We start from the raw sequence: 14,674 nt of genomic DNA on the forward strand, positions 1-14,674 counted from the left end.
TCGCCCAACGCATGGCCATGTCTCGCCCAACGCATGGCCATGTCTCGCCCAACGCATGGCCATGTCTCGCCCAACGCATGGCCATGTCTCGCCCAACGCGTGGCCGAATCTCGGGGCTCAGCGGATCGCCGAGATCCGCGTCGCGTCCCGGCCCGCGATGAGCGAGTTCATCTCGAACGTGCCCTCGTACGTGTAGACGGCCTCGGCGTCCGCGAAGATCTTGGCCATCCGATAGTCGGTGACGATCCCGTTGCCGCCGAGAATCCCCCGGCCGAGCGACACGGTCTCGCGCGCCCGCGCCGTCGCCCATGCCTTCGCGAGGGCGACGCGCGGCATCGTCGCCTCGCCCGACTCCTGGAGCCGGGCGAGCTGCGCGAGCATGGCCATCGACGCGGTCGCGTTCCCTAGCATGTGCGTGAGCTGGCCCTGCACAAGCTGGAACGACGCAATGGGCCGCCCGAACTGCTCGCGCTCGACGGCGTACTTCCGCGCGACGTCGAACGCCGCGAGCTGGAGCCCGACGGCCTGCCACGCGACGAGGAGGCGCGAGCTCAGGAGCATCGTGCGGGCTTCGTCGAAGGACGAGATGCCCGGGAGCCGGTCCGCTTCGGCGACCCGCACGCCGTCGAACGCGAGAACCGCGTTCTGGACGGTGCGCAGCGCGATCTTGTGCTCGATCCTCGTGCGGGTGAGCCCCGGCGAGTCACCGGCGACGATGAAGCAGCGCACCGCCCCCGGCGTCGCGCCGTCGCCCGGCGCTGCCTCCCGCGCCCACACGAGGATGTGGTCCGCGAAGGTGCCGTTTCCAATCCAGCGCTTCGCGCCGTCGAGCACCCAGACAGCGTCAGCGCCGTGACCCTCGCGGCGCGCCGTGAGGGCGAGCCCGCCCGCGACATCGGAGCCGTGCTCGGGCTCGGTGAGCGCGAACGCGCCGGTCGTGCGCAGGGCCGCGGCGTCCGCGAGGTAGCGCTCGCGCTGCTGAGGCGTGCCGAACTCATGGACGCCCTCGACGAAGAGGCCGTGGTGGACCATGAAGAACGTCGCGATGGACGTGTCGGCGCGCGTGAGCTCCGCGATGACGAGCCCGTGGAAGAGCCGCGAGTAGGCGGGCCGGCCGGGCAGCATGCGGTGCGGCGCCGAGAGCTGGAGGGCGCCGAGCTTGGGCAGGAGGCCGAAGGGGAATTCTTCGCGGTCCCACCAGCCCTGCGCGTTCGGGGCGACCTCTGCCGCGAGGAACTCCCGCAGCTCGGCGAGCTTGGCCCGCTCGCGCGCGTCGAGGAGGGCTTCGACGTCGTAATAGTCGGCGCTGGGCAGCTCCGCGTCGGCACCGGTCATCGCGGCGCCATCCGGATCGCGCCGTCGAGCCGGATCGTCTCGCCGTTGAGCATCGCGTTGTCCACGATGTGGGCCACGAGGTTCGCGTATTCGGCGGGCCTGCCGAGCCGCGCGGGGTGCGGGACCTGCTTGCCGAGTGATTCCTGGGCCTCGGCGGGCAAGCCTGCCAGCATCGGAGTCTCGAACACGCCGGGCGCGATCGTCACGACGCGGACGAGCGAGCGGGCGAGCTCGCGCGCAATCGGCAGGGTCATGGCGTGCACGGCGCCCTTCGACGCCGCGTACGCCGGCTGGCCGATCTGCCCGTCGAACGCCGCGACGGACGCCGTGTTGACGATCACCCCGCGCTCCGGGCCGCCGAGCTCCGTGCTCACCGGCTCAGTCTGCACGATCGCGGCCGCGGCGAGCCGGAGCACGTTGAACGTCCCGATGAGGTTGACGCGGACCACCCGCTCGAACTCCTCGAGCGGCAGCACGCCGTCGCGCCCAAGCACCTTGCCCGGCGTCGCAATGCCCGCGCAGTTCACGACCACGCGCAGCGGCGCGAGCTGGGAAGCGAGGGCGACGGCGGCACTCACCTGCGCCTCGTCCGTCACGTCCGCGGGCGCAAACACGGCGGGGGCACCTCCGGGCCGAGCCGTGAGCTCCGTGACAAGGCGGGGACCCGCCTCCGCGCCGAGGCCCCCGGGGAGATCGACGACGACGACGGCGGCGCCGCCCGCGTGCAGCCGCCGCGCCGTGGCGGCCCCCAACCCTGACGCGCCGCCGGTGACGAGCGCCGTCGCGCCTCTGAGCTCCATCGCACCCTCCAGAACCAGTTAATGACGACTAACTGAGGCCATCCTAGCGGCTCGCGTGACGCCCGTCACCGACCGACTCTCACCGCGTCCGCGACCGCTACGGTGAAACCATGACCGCCGATGAGCCCTCCGACCGGGCAGCCCGCGCCGACTGGGCGGCCCGCGCCGACGCTGCGGCAAAGGCCGTAACGGGCCAGTTCGGCCACCGGCTCCTCGGCATCCCCGGCACGTGGCTCGCGGGGGTCGAGCTCCCGCGCGCGCGGCCCCAGCTCCCGTGGAGCGAGTGGCACTACTGGTGGCAGGCCCACGTGCTCGACTGCCTCGTCGACGCCGCCATCCGCGAGCGCGCCACGCTCCCGCACGCGTCGGGCGCCGAGCCGCCGTCGTTCGCGCTCGCCCGCCGGCTGGTCCACACCATCCGGCTACGGAACTTCGGCGCTTTCGGGAACCTGTTCTTCGACGACATGGCGTGGCTCGCCCTCGCCGCGGGGCGGGTCGACGCGCTCTCGCGCGACGTCCGCGGTGCGGGGTTCGGAGCGGCGCGGCGGGCGTCGGACGCGCTGTGCCGGCGGCTCTCGGGCGGCGACACGCGAGAGCTCGGCGGCGGGATGTGGTGGAGCGCGAAGCGGGACTACAAGAACACGGCGGCGACCGGGCCGGCCGCACTCTGCTTCGCGCGTCGGGCGAAAGACGGCGACCGACGCCGGGCCCAAGCCCTCGTCGACTGGCTCTACGCGGCCCTGTTCGACCCCGCGCAGGGCCTCTTCCTCGACGGGATCCATGCGCACCGCGGCAACCGCCGCCAAGGAAAGCCCGATGAGACCGCGAGCCTCAACCGAGACGTCTGGACCTACAACCAGGGCCCCGTCCTCGGCGCCCTCCTCGAACTCGGCGACGACGACCCGGACAGCGCACTCCAAGCGCAGGGCAATCTCGCGCGGGCCGCCCAGCTCATCGATGCCATCGACCGCGGCCTCGCACAAGACGGCATCCTCCGATCCGACGGAGCCGCCGGGGATCCGGCGCTGTTCCGCGGGATCCTCACGCGGTACCTCGCCCTTGCTGCGCGCGACCGCCGCCTGCCCGAGGACGCCCGCGGCGTCGCGCGGAGGCTCGTCCTCGCGACGGCAGACGCCGCGTGGACCGCATCCGCATGGCGCGAGAGCAGCATCCTCTCGGCCCGGCTCTCCGCCTGGATGACCCTCGAGGCGGCGTGGAGCGCGTCACAGACCCCACCCCGAAGCAATTAGGTAACATCAAAATGGCGTAATTGATGTGATTTACATCACAATTGAGCCGGAATCGACGCATGGTTAGGTGTGGCTAACCTACAGTCGTTCTCGGAGGCCACGCGCCAGCGTCACCGCACGCACTGGCCTCCCTCGACGTCGAAAGCCTCATCGCACCCTCGGGCCAACCATGTTTGGCCCCCGAATGCCACGAAAGGACCTTCCCATGAAGATCCGCTCCCGGGCCCTCGCCGGTGTCGCGCTCGCCGCGGTCGCCGCCCTCGGCCTCTCCGCATGCGGCAGCAGCACCCCGTCAGGCTCGTCGACGTCCTCCGGCGCCTCCGGCGCGAGCGGCGGCGCAAACGACACGATCACGGTCTACAACGCCCAGCACGAAGAACTCACGCAGGCGTGGGTGGACGCGTTCACGAAGGCGACCGGCATCAAGGTCAACCTCCGCAACGGCGAGGACCCCGAGATGGCCCAGCAGATCATCCAAGAGGGCAAGAACTCCCCCGCGGACGTCTTCCTCACCGAGAACTCGCCCGCGATGACCGCCGTCGAGAACGCGGGCCTGTTCGGCGACCCCGGCGCCGACGCCACGAAGAACGTCCCGAATGCGTACCGCCCGTCGTCGAACAAGTGGGTGGGCATCGCGGCCCGGTCGACGGTCTTCGCATACAACAAGGACAAGCTCAAGGAGAGCGACCTCCCGAAGTCGATCCTCGACCTCGCGAAGCCCGAGTGGAAGGGCCGCTGGGCCGCATCGCCGTCGGGCGCCGACTTCCAGGCGATCGTCTCGGCCATGCTCGAGCTCAAGGGCGAGAGTGCCACGCTTGACTGGCTCAAGGCCATGAAGGACAACTCGAAGGCCTACAAGGGCAACAGCACCGCGATGAAGGCCGTCAACGCCGGCGAGATCGACGCTGCCGTGATCTACCACTACTACTGGTTCGGGGACCAGGCGAAGACGGGCGAGAACTCGAACAAGGTTGGCCTGTACTACTTCAAGAACCAGGATCCGGGCGCGTTCGTCTCAGTCTCGGGCGGCGGTGTGCTCGCCTCGAGCAAGCACCAGACGGCGGCCCAGAAGTTCCTCGCGTTCGTCACGGGCCCTGAGGGCCAGAAGGTCCTCCAGACCGGCTCCTCGTTCGAATACCCGGTCGGCTCTGACGTCGCCGCGAACCCGAAGCTCACCCCGCTCGCGGATCTCCAGGCTCCGGCCGTGGACCCGGCGAAGCTCAACTCGCAGAAGGTCACCGACCTCATGACCCAGGCGGGGTTGCTCTAGGCCTTGCTGAAGTCGTTCCAGGCCAACGCCACGTCAGCGCGCGGAACAGCCCCGGCGGGCGGAAGCACTCGCTTCCGCCCGCTGAGGGCTGTCTGGAACCCGCGGGGAATGGCCCGCGGGCGGCTCGGATGGCTCGCGCAGTGGCCGGTCATCGTGCTGAGCCTGCTCGTCGGCGCGCTCTCGCTCGTTCCGCTCGGCTTCGTCGTCGCCATGACGATCGCGACCGGGTGGAACACCGCCCTCGCCCTCGTCGTGCGCCCGCGGGTGCTTGAGCTGCTCGGGAACACGGTGTGGCTCGTGCTCCTCACGGTGCCGCTGTGCCTCGTGCTCGGCGTCGGCGGGGCGTGGCTCGTGGAACGCACCACTCTCAGAGCCCACCGCGTGTGGGCCGTCCTCCTCGCGGCACCGCTCGCGATCCCCGCCTTCGTCAACTCGTACGCGTGGGTCTCGGCGATCCCGTCGATGGAGGGGCTCGGCTCCGGCGTCCTCATCGCGACGCTCTCGTACTACCCGCTCGTCTACATCCCGGCAGCGGCGACCCTCTCGCGCCTCGACCCCGCGATCGAGCAGTCGGCTGCATCGCTCGGCCTCGGCCCCGTGCGCGTCTTCTTCCGGGTTGTGCTCCCCCAGCTGCGCATCGCGATCGCGGGCGGAGCGCTCCTCGTGGGCCTGCACCTCCTGGCCGAATACGGCGCGTTCGCGATGATCCGCTTCGACACGTTCACGACGGCGATCATGGAGCAGTACCGCTCGACGTTCAACGGCTCCGCGGGCAACATGCTCGCGAGCGTCCTCGTGCTTCTGTGCCTCATCATGCTCGTCATCGAGTCGCGGGCGCGCGGCAACCACCGGTATGCGAAGCTCGGCTCGGGTGCCCAGGCCGCGCCGAGCAGGTTCCGCCTCGGCGCGTGGGAGGTCCCGGCCCACCTCGGGCTCCTCGGCGTCGCCGCCCTCGCGCTCGGCGTCCCGGTCTGGATCATCTCCCGCTGGTTCGTGGCCGGCGGTGCCGAGATCTGGGCCGAAGACTCCCTCTCGACCCTCGCGACGGCCCTCGGCCAGAGCCTCTGGCTCGGCCTGCTCGGGGCCCTCGCGACGACGGCCGCGGCGTTCCCCCTCGCGTGGCTCGCGGTGCGCTTCCCCGGATGGCTCAGCAAGTCGCTCGAGCTTGCGAACTACGTCACGAGCTCGATGCCCGGAATCGTCCTCGCCCTCGCGTTCGTCACGGTCGCGCTCCGCTCGGTCCCGGTCCTGTACCAGACCACGCCGCTCCTCGTCCTCGCCTACGTCCTCCTCTTCCTCCCCCGCGCGCTCGTGAGCCTCCGTGCGGGCCTCGCGCAGGCCCCCCACGAGCTCGAGGAGGCAGCGCAGGCCCTCGGCCGCCCGCCCCTCGCGGCGTTCCTCCGTGTGACCCTGCGCCTCGCGGCCCCCGCGGCGGCGGGCGGTGCGGCGCTCGTGTTCCTCGCCGTCGTCAACGAGCTCACGGCCACGCTCCTGCTCTCGCCGACCGGGACCATGACGCTCGCGACCAAGTTCTGGAGCCTCTCGAGCGGCATCGACTACGCGGGTGCCGCCCCGTACGCGCTCCTCATGATCCTGCTCTCCGCACCCATGACCTATCTTTTGTTCCAGCAGTCCAAGAAGGCAGCCGGCCAGTGACCGAACAGAGCCCCACCCCCACGTCCGCGTCGCGGCTCCCCGAGCCGCGCGTCGCACGGTCCATCGCCGACACCGCGGATCATCACCTCGAGATCGAGGACGTCACGAAGACGTTCGGCCGCGGCACGGGCCGGCGTGAACCGAACCAGGTGCTCAAGGGCATCAACCTCCATGTCGCGCGGGGAGGGACGACGGCGATCGTCGGCCCGTCGGGGTCCGGCAAGACGACGCTCCTGCGGGTCATCGCGGGGTTCGAGGCTCCCGACACGGGGCGGATCGTGCTCGACGGGCAGACCGTCGCGGGTGAGGCCTGGGTTCCCGCGCATCGTCGGAGCATCGGCTACGTCGCGCAGGACGGCGGCCTGTTCCCGCACCTCTCGGTCGGGCAGAACGTCGCGTTCGGGCTGGACCGGGCGGCCTTCGGCGGACGGTATCGGAGCCGCCGGGCCGCCGCGGCCCGCGTCGAAGAGCTGCTCGAGATGGTCTCCCTCGACGGCTCGTACACGAAGCGGCGCCCGCACGAGCTCTCGGGCGGGCAGCAGCAGCGCATCGCACTCGCCCGGGCCATGGCCCGGGAGCCCGAGGTCATGCTCCTCGATGAGCCGTTCTCCGCGCTCGACGCGGGGCTCCGGGTCGCGACCCGCCGCGCCGTCGCGTCGGTGCTCGCGAAGGCCGGCGTGACCACGATCCTCGTGACCCACGATCAGGCCGAGGCGCTCAGCTTCGCCGACCAGGTCGCCGTCATGCGCGGCGGCAAGCTCGCGCAGATCGGCAACCCGTTCGTCGTCTACACGCGCCCCGCGGACCGCGCAACGGCGGAATTCCTGGGCGACGCCGTCATCCTCGACGCCTGGCTCGAAGGGAGCCTCGCGATGTGCTCGCTCGGCCCGGTCCCCGTCCGGCACCCCACGACGCAGGGCCATGTGCAGATCATGCTGCGCCCCGAGCAGATCCGGGTCGCGAGCGAATCGCCGATCCACGGGACCGTGTTGGACTGGGACTACTTCGGCCCCGAGTCGTCGGTGCGGATCAAGCTCGCCGAGCGGGTCGGGCCCTTCGATCCCCGCGTCCCCGGCGGCGGCGAGATCATCACGATCCGCCACTGGAACGCCGCGATGGCGCGCCGCGGAATGGACCTCGCGCTCAAGGTCACGGGCGAGGGCGTCGCGTTCCCTGTGGGCGAGCCGTCTTCGAAGCCGAGCACGCTCGCTGAGTAGGCTTGCGGCCATGCTCGTCACCAGCTCCGCGCTCACCCGGTTCCGACTCGCGCCCAATCCGGGGCCCATGAGCCTCGACGGGACGAACTCCTACGTGATCGCGGCACGTGGGCGGAGCCCGCAAAGCACTGCCGTCGTCGTCGACCCCGGCCCGCTCGAGGCGACCCACCTCGGGGAGCTCGCCGCTGCGGGGAACGTCGAGCTCGTCCTCCTCACGCACCACCATCACGACCACACCGAAGGCGCCGCCGAGTTCCACCGGCTCACGGGCGCGCCCGTCCGCGCGCTCGATCCCGCTCTCTGCATCGCGGCCCCCGCCGTCGCGGACGGCGAGGTCATCGAGGCGGCGGGCGTGCGGATCGAGGTGCTCGCGACGCCGGGGCACACCGCGGACTCGATCTCGCTACACCTGCCGGACGACGGCGACGGCGGCTCGGTCCTCACGGGGGACACGATCCTCGGGCGCGGCACGACCGTCATCGTGTACCCGGACGGGCGGCTCGGGGACTACCTTGCGTCGATGCGCCGCTTCGAGGAGCTCGCGCGCGCGGCCGCAGGCCCCGTGACGGTGCTCCCGGCGCACGGTCCCGTCCTGCCGGATCTCGCGGCGGTGGCCAAGGCGTACATCGCGCACCGCGAGGAGCGGCTCGACCAGATCCGCGACGCGCTCGCGCGCCTCGGCCCGGACGCCCCCGTCGGCGCGGTGACGGACCTCGTGTACGCCGACGTCGACGCCTCCGTGCGCGGGGCGGCCGAGGCCTCTGTCTCGGCCCAGCTCGACTATCTGCGCGGCTGGGCCTGAGCGCTCACCAGAGCGAGAAGCGCTTGAACTCCCCCGTCGCGGGGCCGATGCTCGCCTCGACGGCATCGACGCGCCCGGGCGTCTCGCCCGACTGAAGCCAGCGCAGGAGCTGCTCGACGCCTTCGAGGTCGCCCTCCGCGACGATCTCGACCGCGCCGTCGAGCCGGTTGCCCGCGCTCCCGACGAGCCCGAGGCGGGCGGCCTCGCCGCGCGTCCAATAGCGGAAGCCGACGCCCTGCACCATGCCCTTCACGGTCGCATGGAGTCTCGCCTCGGGAACGTGCTCGGACATCGGTCGGCCTTCCTCGCGGCTACGGCTTCTTCTTCTGCGGGTAGATCGTCTCGTGGCGGGCGAGCATCTCCACGAACTCGGCGATCTTGCGGGCCCGCGTCTCGGGCTTCTTGGCCGCCTGCGTGCGGTAGATCAGGGAGTACCGGTTCACGGACGTGAGCACGTCGAACATGGCCTGCGCCTCGGGGTCAGCCGCGATGGCGTCGGCGAGGTCGCCCGGGACCTCGGCAGTCGCCTGGCCCGCGTACGCCGCCTCCCAGCGCCCGTCTGACTTGGCGGAGTCGACGACGGCGCGGCCCGGGTCCGTCATGAGCCCCGCCGCCTCGAGCCGTTCGATGTTCTCGACGTTGCGCTGCGACCACTTGCTCTTCGGCCCGCGCGGGGTGAAGCGCGTCACGTAGCTGCCCTCGTCGCGCCGCCCGATCTGGCCGTCGACCCATCCGAAGCACAGCGCGTGGTCGAGGGCCTGCTCAAAGGTGAGCTCCGTGACCGAGCCGCCCTTCTTGTGCTGCACGAGCCACACGCCGCGGCTCGTCGCATGGTTCTCGGCAAGCCACGCGCGCCACGCGTGCTCGTCGGCCACGAGCAGCTCGGGAAGGTCTGGGGCCATGCGCTTAGGCTACCGCCCGCTCATCACCCGCTCACGGACCGCTCACCGGGATTACACTCGAATCCGACCACCGCTGCCCAAGGAGGCCCCTGTGCTCCGCGCCAGGCCGATCGTCACGACTCCCCGCGTCCCCGAGATGCGGCGCCTGCTCGAGGCCCTCGGACTCGTCCTGACCGACCAGGGCGAGGACGCCCATGGGCCGTGGCTCGTGCTCGACGCCGGGCACGGCCGCGTCGCCCTCAGAGAGGCGCACGAGCCCCGGCACTCAGTCGCGTTCGCCGTCGAGGTCCGGGATGCCGAGACTTTCGCGCGCCGGACCGTGGAAGACGGCGGCGCCGCTGCCTTCGTGGACGACGATGGGCCGCCCTTTGGCGTGGAGGGCGCGGACGGGCCGTTCGTGCGCGTCGAGGGGCCTGACGGCTTCTCGTTCCGCGCCGACGCAACGCCCCACGGCGCGACGTGCGCCGACGCCGATCCGCGCGTCGCCGTCCGCATGGCGTGGCTCACCCCTGATGTCGCGGGCGCGGCGGCGACCCTTGCGGCCATCGGCGCCCGGCCGCGCGGAGGAGCTGCCAGCGGCCACGCCGAGTTCCTCGCGAAGAACGGCGGGGTGCTCGTCGCGATCCGGGCCGAGGCTGCGGCGAGCGGCGGGCTGGCCTTCGAGTACGACGGCGACCTCGCACCCCTCGCCGATCGGCTCGCCGCGACCGGGGCCCGAGTGAGCGCGACGTCGCGCGGCCTCACCGTCACGGCGCCCGACGGCAGCAGCATCGCAGTGGTCGCTACGCAAGAGCCCCATGCGGTAGAACAGTAATCATGGCAGTGCGCACACCCGACCCGTATCCCGGCTGGCTCTCCCCCGAGGACCTCTACGAAGCCCGGAATCGCCTGCCGATGCTCTACGTCGAGGCCGTCCCGGTGCGCCTCGACCCCCTCGGGTACGTCAACGAGGTCGGGCTGCTCCTCCAGGCCGACGACGAGGGCAACATGGTGCGCAGCCTCGTCTCGGGCCGCGTCCTGTACAAGGAGACGATCCGCGCCGCGCTCCTGCGCCACCTCGAGAAGGATCTCGGGCCCCTCGCCCTGCCGCAGCTGCCGGTCAGCCCCGTGCCGTTCACGGTGGTCGAGTACTTCCCGTCGCCCTCGCAGACCGGGTTCACGGACGAGCGGCAGCACGCCGTCGCCCTCGCCTACGTCATCCCGGTCACGGGCGAATGCCAGCCGCGTCAGGACGCCCTCGAGCTCTCGTGGATGTCCCCAGCCGACGTTCTCAGCGAGAGTGTCCAGGCCGAGTTCGCGGGCGGCCGCGGGGAGCTCGTGCGGCAGGCGCTCGCGTTCGCGGGCGTTGCCGCGTCGTAACCAGAGAGAACGGAGCCACCATGGCCGTACGAGTTGACCTCAACATCTCGCTCGACGGATTCGCGACGACCGCGGATCAGACGCCCGAGAACCCGATGGGGGAAGACTGGTCTCGCCTGGTCGCCGCCTACATCGCCACACGCACCTTCCGCGAACGGGTCCTGCACGATGCCTCGGGCGAAGGCACGACCGGGGTAGACGACAGCTATGCGAAGGCGTACTTCGCGGAGGTCGGCGCGGAGATCATGGGTGCGGGGATGTTCGGCCTGCACAGCTTTCCGGACGATCCGGACTGGCGAGGCTGGTGGGGTGACGAGCCGCCCTTCCGGACCCCGGTGTTCGTGCTCACACACACCGCGCCGCGGCCGCCCATCGAGATGGCTGGCGGCACGACGTTCCACTTCCTGTCCGCGACCCCGGAGGAGGCGCTCGATCGCGCTCTCGAAGCCGCTGACGGCAAGGACGTCCGCATCGGCGGCGGGGCCACCGTCGCGCGCGATTTCCTCAAGGCCGGCCTCGTGGACCAGCTCCACGTGGCCATCGCGCCGATCCTGCTCGGGGGCGGCATACGGCTCTGGGACGACCTGCGTGGCCTCGAGTCAGGCTACTCGGTGACCACGGAGGTCGCCGAGAGCGGCATCACGCACGTGACTTTCAGGCGATGACTCCGTGGCGCGCCTCGGCCCGGCCGTTACCGTCCCTTTATAGACTGGGCCGCGGACCGACAGCTACGTGAAGGGTTCCGCGATGCAGTACAGCCCAGAACTCCAGCCCTTGGGGCACACCGCCCACGCGCCCGACCACGTGCGCGAGATCGAGGCAGCCGAGCTGAGCCCCGGGCACCGGCTGCTGCTGCCCGGCGGCGAGACCATGGCGCAGATCCTCGAGGTCGATGAGGTCCTCGATGACTACGGCCGCCCCGCGCTCTACTTCGTCGCGCTCGACAACAGCACGAACCTCCGCGTTGCGCACGGCACGAGCGTGAGCATCGCGGCCCCGAGGCCAAGCCGCCCCGCCGACCTCCTCTTCGCGGGCCCCACGGCGAACGACGTCGCCCCAGGCGAGGCCGGCGCGCAGGACGCCCCCGATTTCGCCTTCGCCGAGCACGGCGCGCCCGAACACGACATGTACGACGCCGACGACGTCACTCCCAGCGAAGGCGCGGAGCCGTCGTGGGACGAGCTCGTACCGCAAGCCCCAAGAGTTCCAGAGGTCCCCGAGCGCAAAGCGACGACGATCACGCTCGACACGGGGGACGTCGTCGTCGTTCCGGGGAAGGCGCGCGCCGACCTGACAGCGCCCGCGGCCGCGCTCCGCCTCATCCCGCGGCCCGAGGGGAATCCCGAAGACCTCATCCGGCACATCGATGCCGTCCACCCGGGCCGGAACACCGTCCATCAGCTCTCGGAGCGGCTCGCAAAGGGCATCAACGTCAAGTCGGGGGCCTGCCTCCAGGACCTGCGCGACCTGGCCTACGAGCTGTTCGTCGGGCAGAACGACGCCGAGAACGCGCTCAAGGTCGCCGACCTCCTCGCGGTCGTCCCGTTCGACGGGAACCCGGGGCGCTGGTCCTCGGTCGAGTCTGGGCTCTCGCTCGCGGCGCATCTGGCCCGCGAGCGCGGGGACGGGGAGCGAGCGGCCGCGTATTCGGAGCTTCTCAGGGCGCCCGAGACGGCGGAGACCGACCCCTTCCGCGCCCAGATGGCCGCACGCGTGCGGCAGCGCACGCTCAACGAGCCCAACCTCTACGACAAGGAAGTCACGCGGGCCGCAGAGGCCGGCGACGACAAGGAGGAGCGCAGCTGGCGCGTCCTGCGCCTCGCGGCCCTCCTCCACCTCCGCGCACATGGCGGCTCCGAGGCGTTCGACGACGCCGAGCTCGACCGCCGCATTCGGATCGAGCTCGACGCCGTCAAGCACTGATCGGGCACGTCAGGCCACTGGGGTCGCACCCCCGGGCCCCGCGAGCCCCTGAGCCTTTTCGAGCTGCGCGACCTTGGGGTCGGTCTCGTCGGCGCCGTAGTCGGAGACGCGCGTCTTGTCCTCGCCCTGCGGCACCTTGAGCGCGCGGAACACAAGCGTCAGGACGACGGCGACCACCAGATTGATGGCGAACGCCGTGACCGCGATGTACACCGTGAAGTCCGTCCCCGGGATCGGCGAGAGCGGCCCGGCGAAGTGGGCCTTCGTGGTCGGGTTGACGACGTTGTACGCGGAGACCGTTCCGAAGATGATGCCCGCGGCCCAGCCGATGAGCAGCGCCCAGCGGTCGAACCAACGCGTGTACAGGCCGGCGACGACTGCGGGGAACGTCTGGAGGATCCAGATGCCGCCGAGGAGCTGGAGGTTGATCGCCGTCGTCTGGTCCATCGCGATGACGAAGATGAGCGCGCCGACCTTGACGAGGAGGGAGACGATCTTCGAGATGTTCGCCTCGGTCTTCGGATCGGCGTCCGGGCGGAAGAAGTCGCGGTAGATGTTGCGCGTGAACATGTTCGCCGCGGCGATGGACATGATGGCGGCGGGCACGAGCGCGCCGATCGCGATGGCCGCGAGCGCGATCCCCGCGAACCACGAGGGGAACGCGTCGAGGAACAGCTGCGGGACCACGAGCTGCGGGTTGGTGGAGCCGTCGAGGTCGATCGGCTTCGTGCCGGCCTTGATCGCGGCGAAGCCGAGCAGCGCGAGGAAGCCCAGCATGAGCGAGTACAGGGGCAGGATCGCGGCGTTGCGCCGGATCGTGTTGCGCCCCTTCGACGCGAGCACGCCCGTGATGGAGTGCGGGTACATGAACAGGGCCATGGCCGAGCCGAGGGCGAGCGTCCAGTAGGCCGAGTAGTTGGTGGGGCTCAGGATGAACACTCCGGGGGCCTTGCCTGTGGCCGGGCTCGGAGTCGTGAGCTTGGCCTGGGCCGCGTTGAAGATCGTGTCCCAGCCGCCGAACTTGATGGGCAGGTAGATGACCGCGACGATGATCGCGAGATAGATCAGGATGTCCTTCACGAACGCGATCATCGCGGGCGCGCGGAGGCCCGACGTGTACGTGTACGCGGCGAGGACGACGAACGCGAGGATGAGCGGGAGGTCGGTCAGGAGCGGATTGCTCGAGCTGCCGAGCCCGAGCACCGTGAGGACGGCCTTGATGCCCACGAGCTGGAGCGCGATGTACGGCATCGTCGCGACGATCCCGGTGAGCGCGACGGCGAGCGAGAGCCACCGGCTGCCGTAGCGCCCGCCCACGAAATCGGCGGCCGTCACGTAGCCGTGGCGGTGGGACACCGACCACAGGCGGCTCATGATGATGAAGATGATCGGGTATAGGACGATCGTGTACGGCACGGCGAAGAAGCCGCTCACGGCGCCCGTGGCGTACATCGCCGCGGGGACCGCGACGAACGTGTAGGCCGTGTAGAGGTCGCCGCCGAGCAGGAACCACGTGATCCACGTTCCGAAGCCGCGGCCGCCGAGGCCCCATTCGTCGAGGCTGTGGAGCCCCACGGCGTCCTTCGAACGCCGCCAGCGAGAAGCCATGAAGCCCATGACCGCGACGACCGCGAACAGCACGATCACGATGACGAGCGCGATCCAGTTGATCTCCCGGGTCATGCCGGCTCACCCCCATTCGCCTCGTCGCCAGTCCCGCCCGCGCTGTGCCGGCCCGTGCGCGGACCGCCAGTTATCTCCCGCGCCGCGTCTCGCGCTGCTTTCCGCCGTCGTCTGTCCTCCGACACCGTGAGCCAATACGCGACGGTGCTCAGGATCGCGGAGATCGGCACCCAGAGCAGCTGGTACCAGTAGAAGAACGGCATCCCGCCGAACCGTGGGGCATCGAACGAATAGATCTGCGGGACGAGCGGGAGCACGATCGCGGCCGCAAGCAGGATTCCGGCCAGGACGTACGGGAGCGGCCGGGCAGGCCCGCGGGTCGGGGTGTCACGGGTTGGTGTGTCGGACATGAGACCTCCTTGTCAGCCCGTCAGGCCGCCGATTTCCGGCACCCGAGTTAGGCGCCAGACAAAGGCGGCCGTGCGGAGGCACCTATATGCCCCGTGGCTTTTGTACCGCAGTTTGACTCGGTCCGGA

General features: G+C 70.7%; 15 protein-coding genes. 9 read left to right on the plus strand and 6 right to left on the minus strand.

What is annotated here, in order from left to right; all coding sequences use genetic code 11:
* Positions 1-117 precede the first annotated feature (117 nt).
* Both SPF06_RS09345 and SPF06_RS09350 read right to left on the minus strand, forming a co-directional pair.
* A complete protein-coding gene (locus SPF06_RS09345; RefSeq protein WP_323278778.1) occupies positions 118-1,335 on the minus strand; it encodes an acyl-CoA dehydrogenase family protein in 1,218 nt (405 codons plus the stop codon).
* On the minus strand, positions 1,332-2,135 hold the full coding sequence (locus SPF06_RS09350) for an SDR family NAD(P)-dependent oxidoreductase (protein WP_323278779.1): 804 nt from the start codon (positions 2,133-2,135) through the stop codon (positions 1,332-1,334). Before SPF06_RS09350 ends, SPF06_RS09345 begins: the two co-directional genes overlap by 4 nt.
* Before the next feature lie 110 nt (positions 2,136-2,245).
* On the opposite strand from SPF06_RS09350, the gene SPF06_RS09355 reads away from it, so the two are divergent.
* The 5 genes from SPF06_RS09355 (at position 2,246) to SPF06_RS09375 (ending at position 8,330) form a co-directional block, all read left to right on the plus strand.
* Positions 2,246-3,385, plus strand: a complete 1,140-nt coding sequence (locus SPF06_RS09355) for a glycoside hydrolase family 76 protein (protein WP_323278780.1) — start codon at positions 2,246-2,248, stop codon at positions 3,383-3,385.
* 205 nt (positions 3,386-3,590) lie between these two features.
* Positions 3,591-4,655, plus strand: a complete 1,065-nt coding sequence (locus SPF06_RS09360; protein ID WP_323278781.1) for an iron ABC transporter substrate-binding protein — start codon at positions 3,591-3,593, stop codon at positions 4,653-4,655.
* 108 nt (positions 4,656-4,763) lie between these two features.
* Entirely contained in the window at positions 4,764-6,311 is a 1,548-nt protein-coding gene (locus SPF06_RS09365; protein ID WP_323278782.1) for an ABC transporter permease, read from the plus strand.
* Positions 6,308-7,528: an ABC transporter ATP-binding protein gene (locus SPF06_RS09370; RefSeq protein ID WP_323278783.1), complete on the plus strand. Its 1,221-nt coding sequence runs from the start codon at positions 6,308-6,310 to the stop codon at positions 7,526-7,528. Before SPF06_RS09365 ends, SPF06_RS09370 begins: the two co-directional genes overlap by 4 nt.
* Positions 7,529-7,538: 10 nt before the next feature.
* A complete protein-coding gene (locus SPF06_RS09375; protein ID WP_323278784.1) occupies positions 7,539-8,330 on the plus strand; it encodes an MBL fold metallo-hydrolase in 792 nt (263 codons plus the stop codon).
* A gap of 4 nt (positions 8,331-8,334) precedes the next feature.
* Here the strand turns inward: SPF06_RS09375 and SPF06_RS09380 are convergent, their stop codons facing one another.
* Together SPF06_RS09380 and SPF06_RS09385 are read right to left on the minus strand one after the other, a co-directional pair.
* Entirely contained in the window at positions 8,335-8,622 is a 288-nt protein-coding gene (locus SPF06_RS09380) for an acylphosphatase (protein ID WP_323278785.1), read from the minus strand.
* A gap of 19 nt (positions 8,623-8,641) precedes the next feature.
* Entirely contained in the window at positions 8,642-9,232 is a 591-nt protein-coding gene (locus SPF06_RS09385) for a YdeI/OmpD-associated family protein (RefSeq protein WP_323278786.1), read from the minus strand.
* A gap of 91 nt (positions 9,233-9,323) precedes the next feature.
* Here SPF06_RS09385 and SPF06_RS09390 point away from each other — a divergent pair, with 91 nt between their 5' ends.
* The 4 genes from SPF06_RS09390 to SPF06_RS09405 all read left to right on the plus strand — a co-directional run bounded on the left by SPF06_RS09390 (position 9,324) and on the right by SPF06_RS09405 (position 12,514).
* Positions 9,324-10,046 (plus strand): VOC family protein, encoded by a 723-nt coding sequence (locus SPF06_RS09390; RefSeq protein WP_323278787.1) that lies wholly within the window; start codon positions 9,324-9,326, stop codon positions 10,044-10,046.
* A 2-nt stretch (positions 10,047-10,048) separates the two neighbouring features.
* Positions 10,049-10,591, plus strand: coding sequence for an NUDIX hydrolase family protein (locus SPF06_RS09395; RefSeq protein ID WP_323278788.1), 543 nt, complete (start codon positions 10,049-10,051; stop codon positions 10,589-10,591).
* A gap of 20 nt (positions 10,592-10,611) precedes the next feature.
* Complete coding sequence (locus SPF06_RS09400) at positions 10,612-11,256, plus strand: dihydrofolate reductase family protein (protein ID WP_323278789.1); 645 nt, start codon at positions 10,612-10,614, stop codon at positions 11,254-11,256.
* 82 nt (positions 11,257-11,338) lie between these two features.
* On the plus strand, positions 11,339-12,514 hold the full coding sequence (locus tag SPF06_RS09405; protein WP_323278790.1) for a DUF6707 family protein: 1,176 nt from the start codon (positions 11,339-11,341) through the stop codon (positions 12,512-12,514).
* 9 nt (positions 12,515-12,523) lie between these two features.
* Here the strand turns inward: SPF06_RS09405 and mctP are convergent, their stop codons facing one another.
* Together mctP and SPF06_RS09415 are read right to left on the minus strand one after the other, a co-directional pair.
* Positions 12,524-14,197: a monocarboxylate uptake permease MctP gene (mctP, locus tag SPF06_RS09410; RefSeq protein ID WP_323278791.1), complete on the minus strand. Its 1,674-nt coding sequence runs from the start codon at positions 14,195-14,197 to the stop codon at positions 12,524-12,526.
* Positions 14,194-14,547: a DUF3311 domain-containing protein gene (locus tag SPF06_RS09415; RefSeq protein ID WP_323278792.1), complete on the minus strand. Its 354-nt coding sequence runs from the start codon at positions 14,545-14,547 to the stop codon at positions 14,194-14,196. Before SPF06_RS09415 ends, mctP begins: the two co-directional genes overlap by 4 nt.
* Positions 14,548-14,674: the final 127 nt, after the last annotated feature.

Source organism: Sinomonas terricola, assembly GCF_034931225.1.
Lineage (GTDB): Bacteria > Actinomycetota > Actinomycetes > Actinomycetales > Micrococcaceae > Sinomonas > Sinomonas terricola.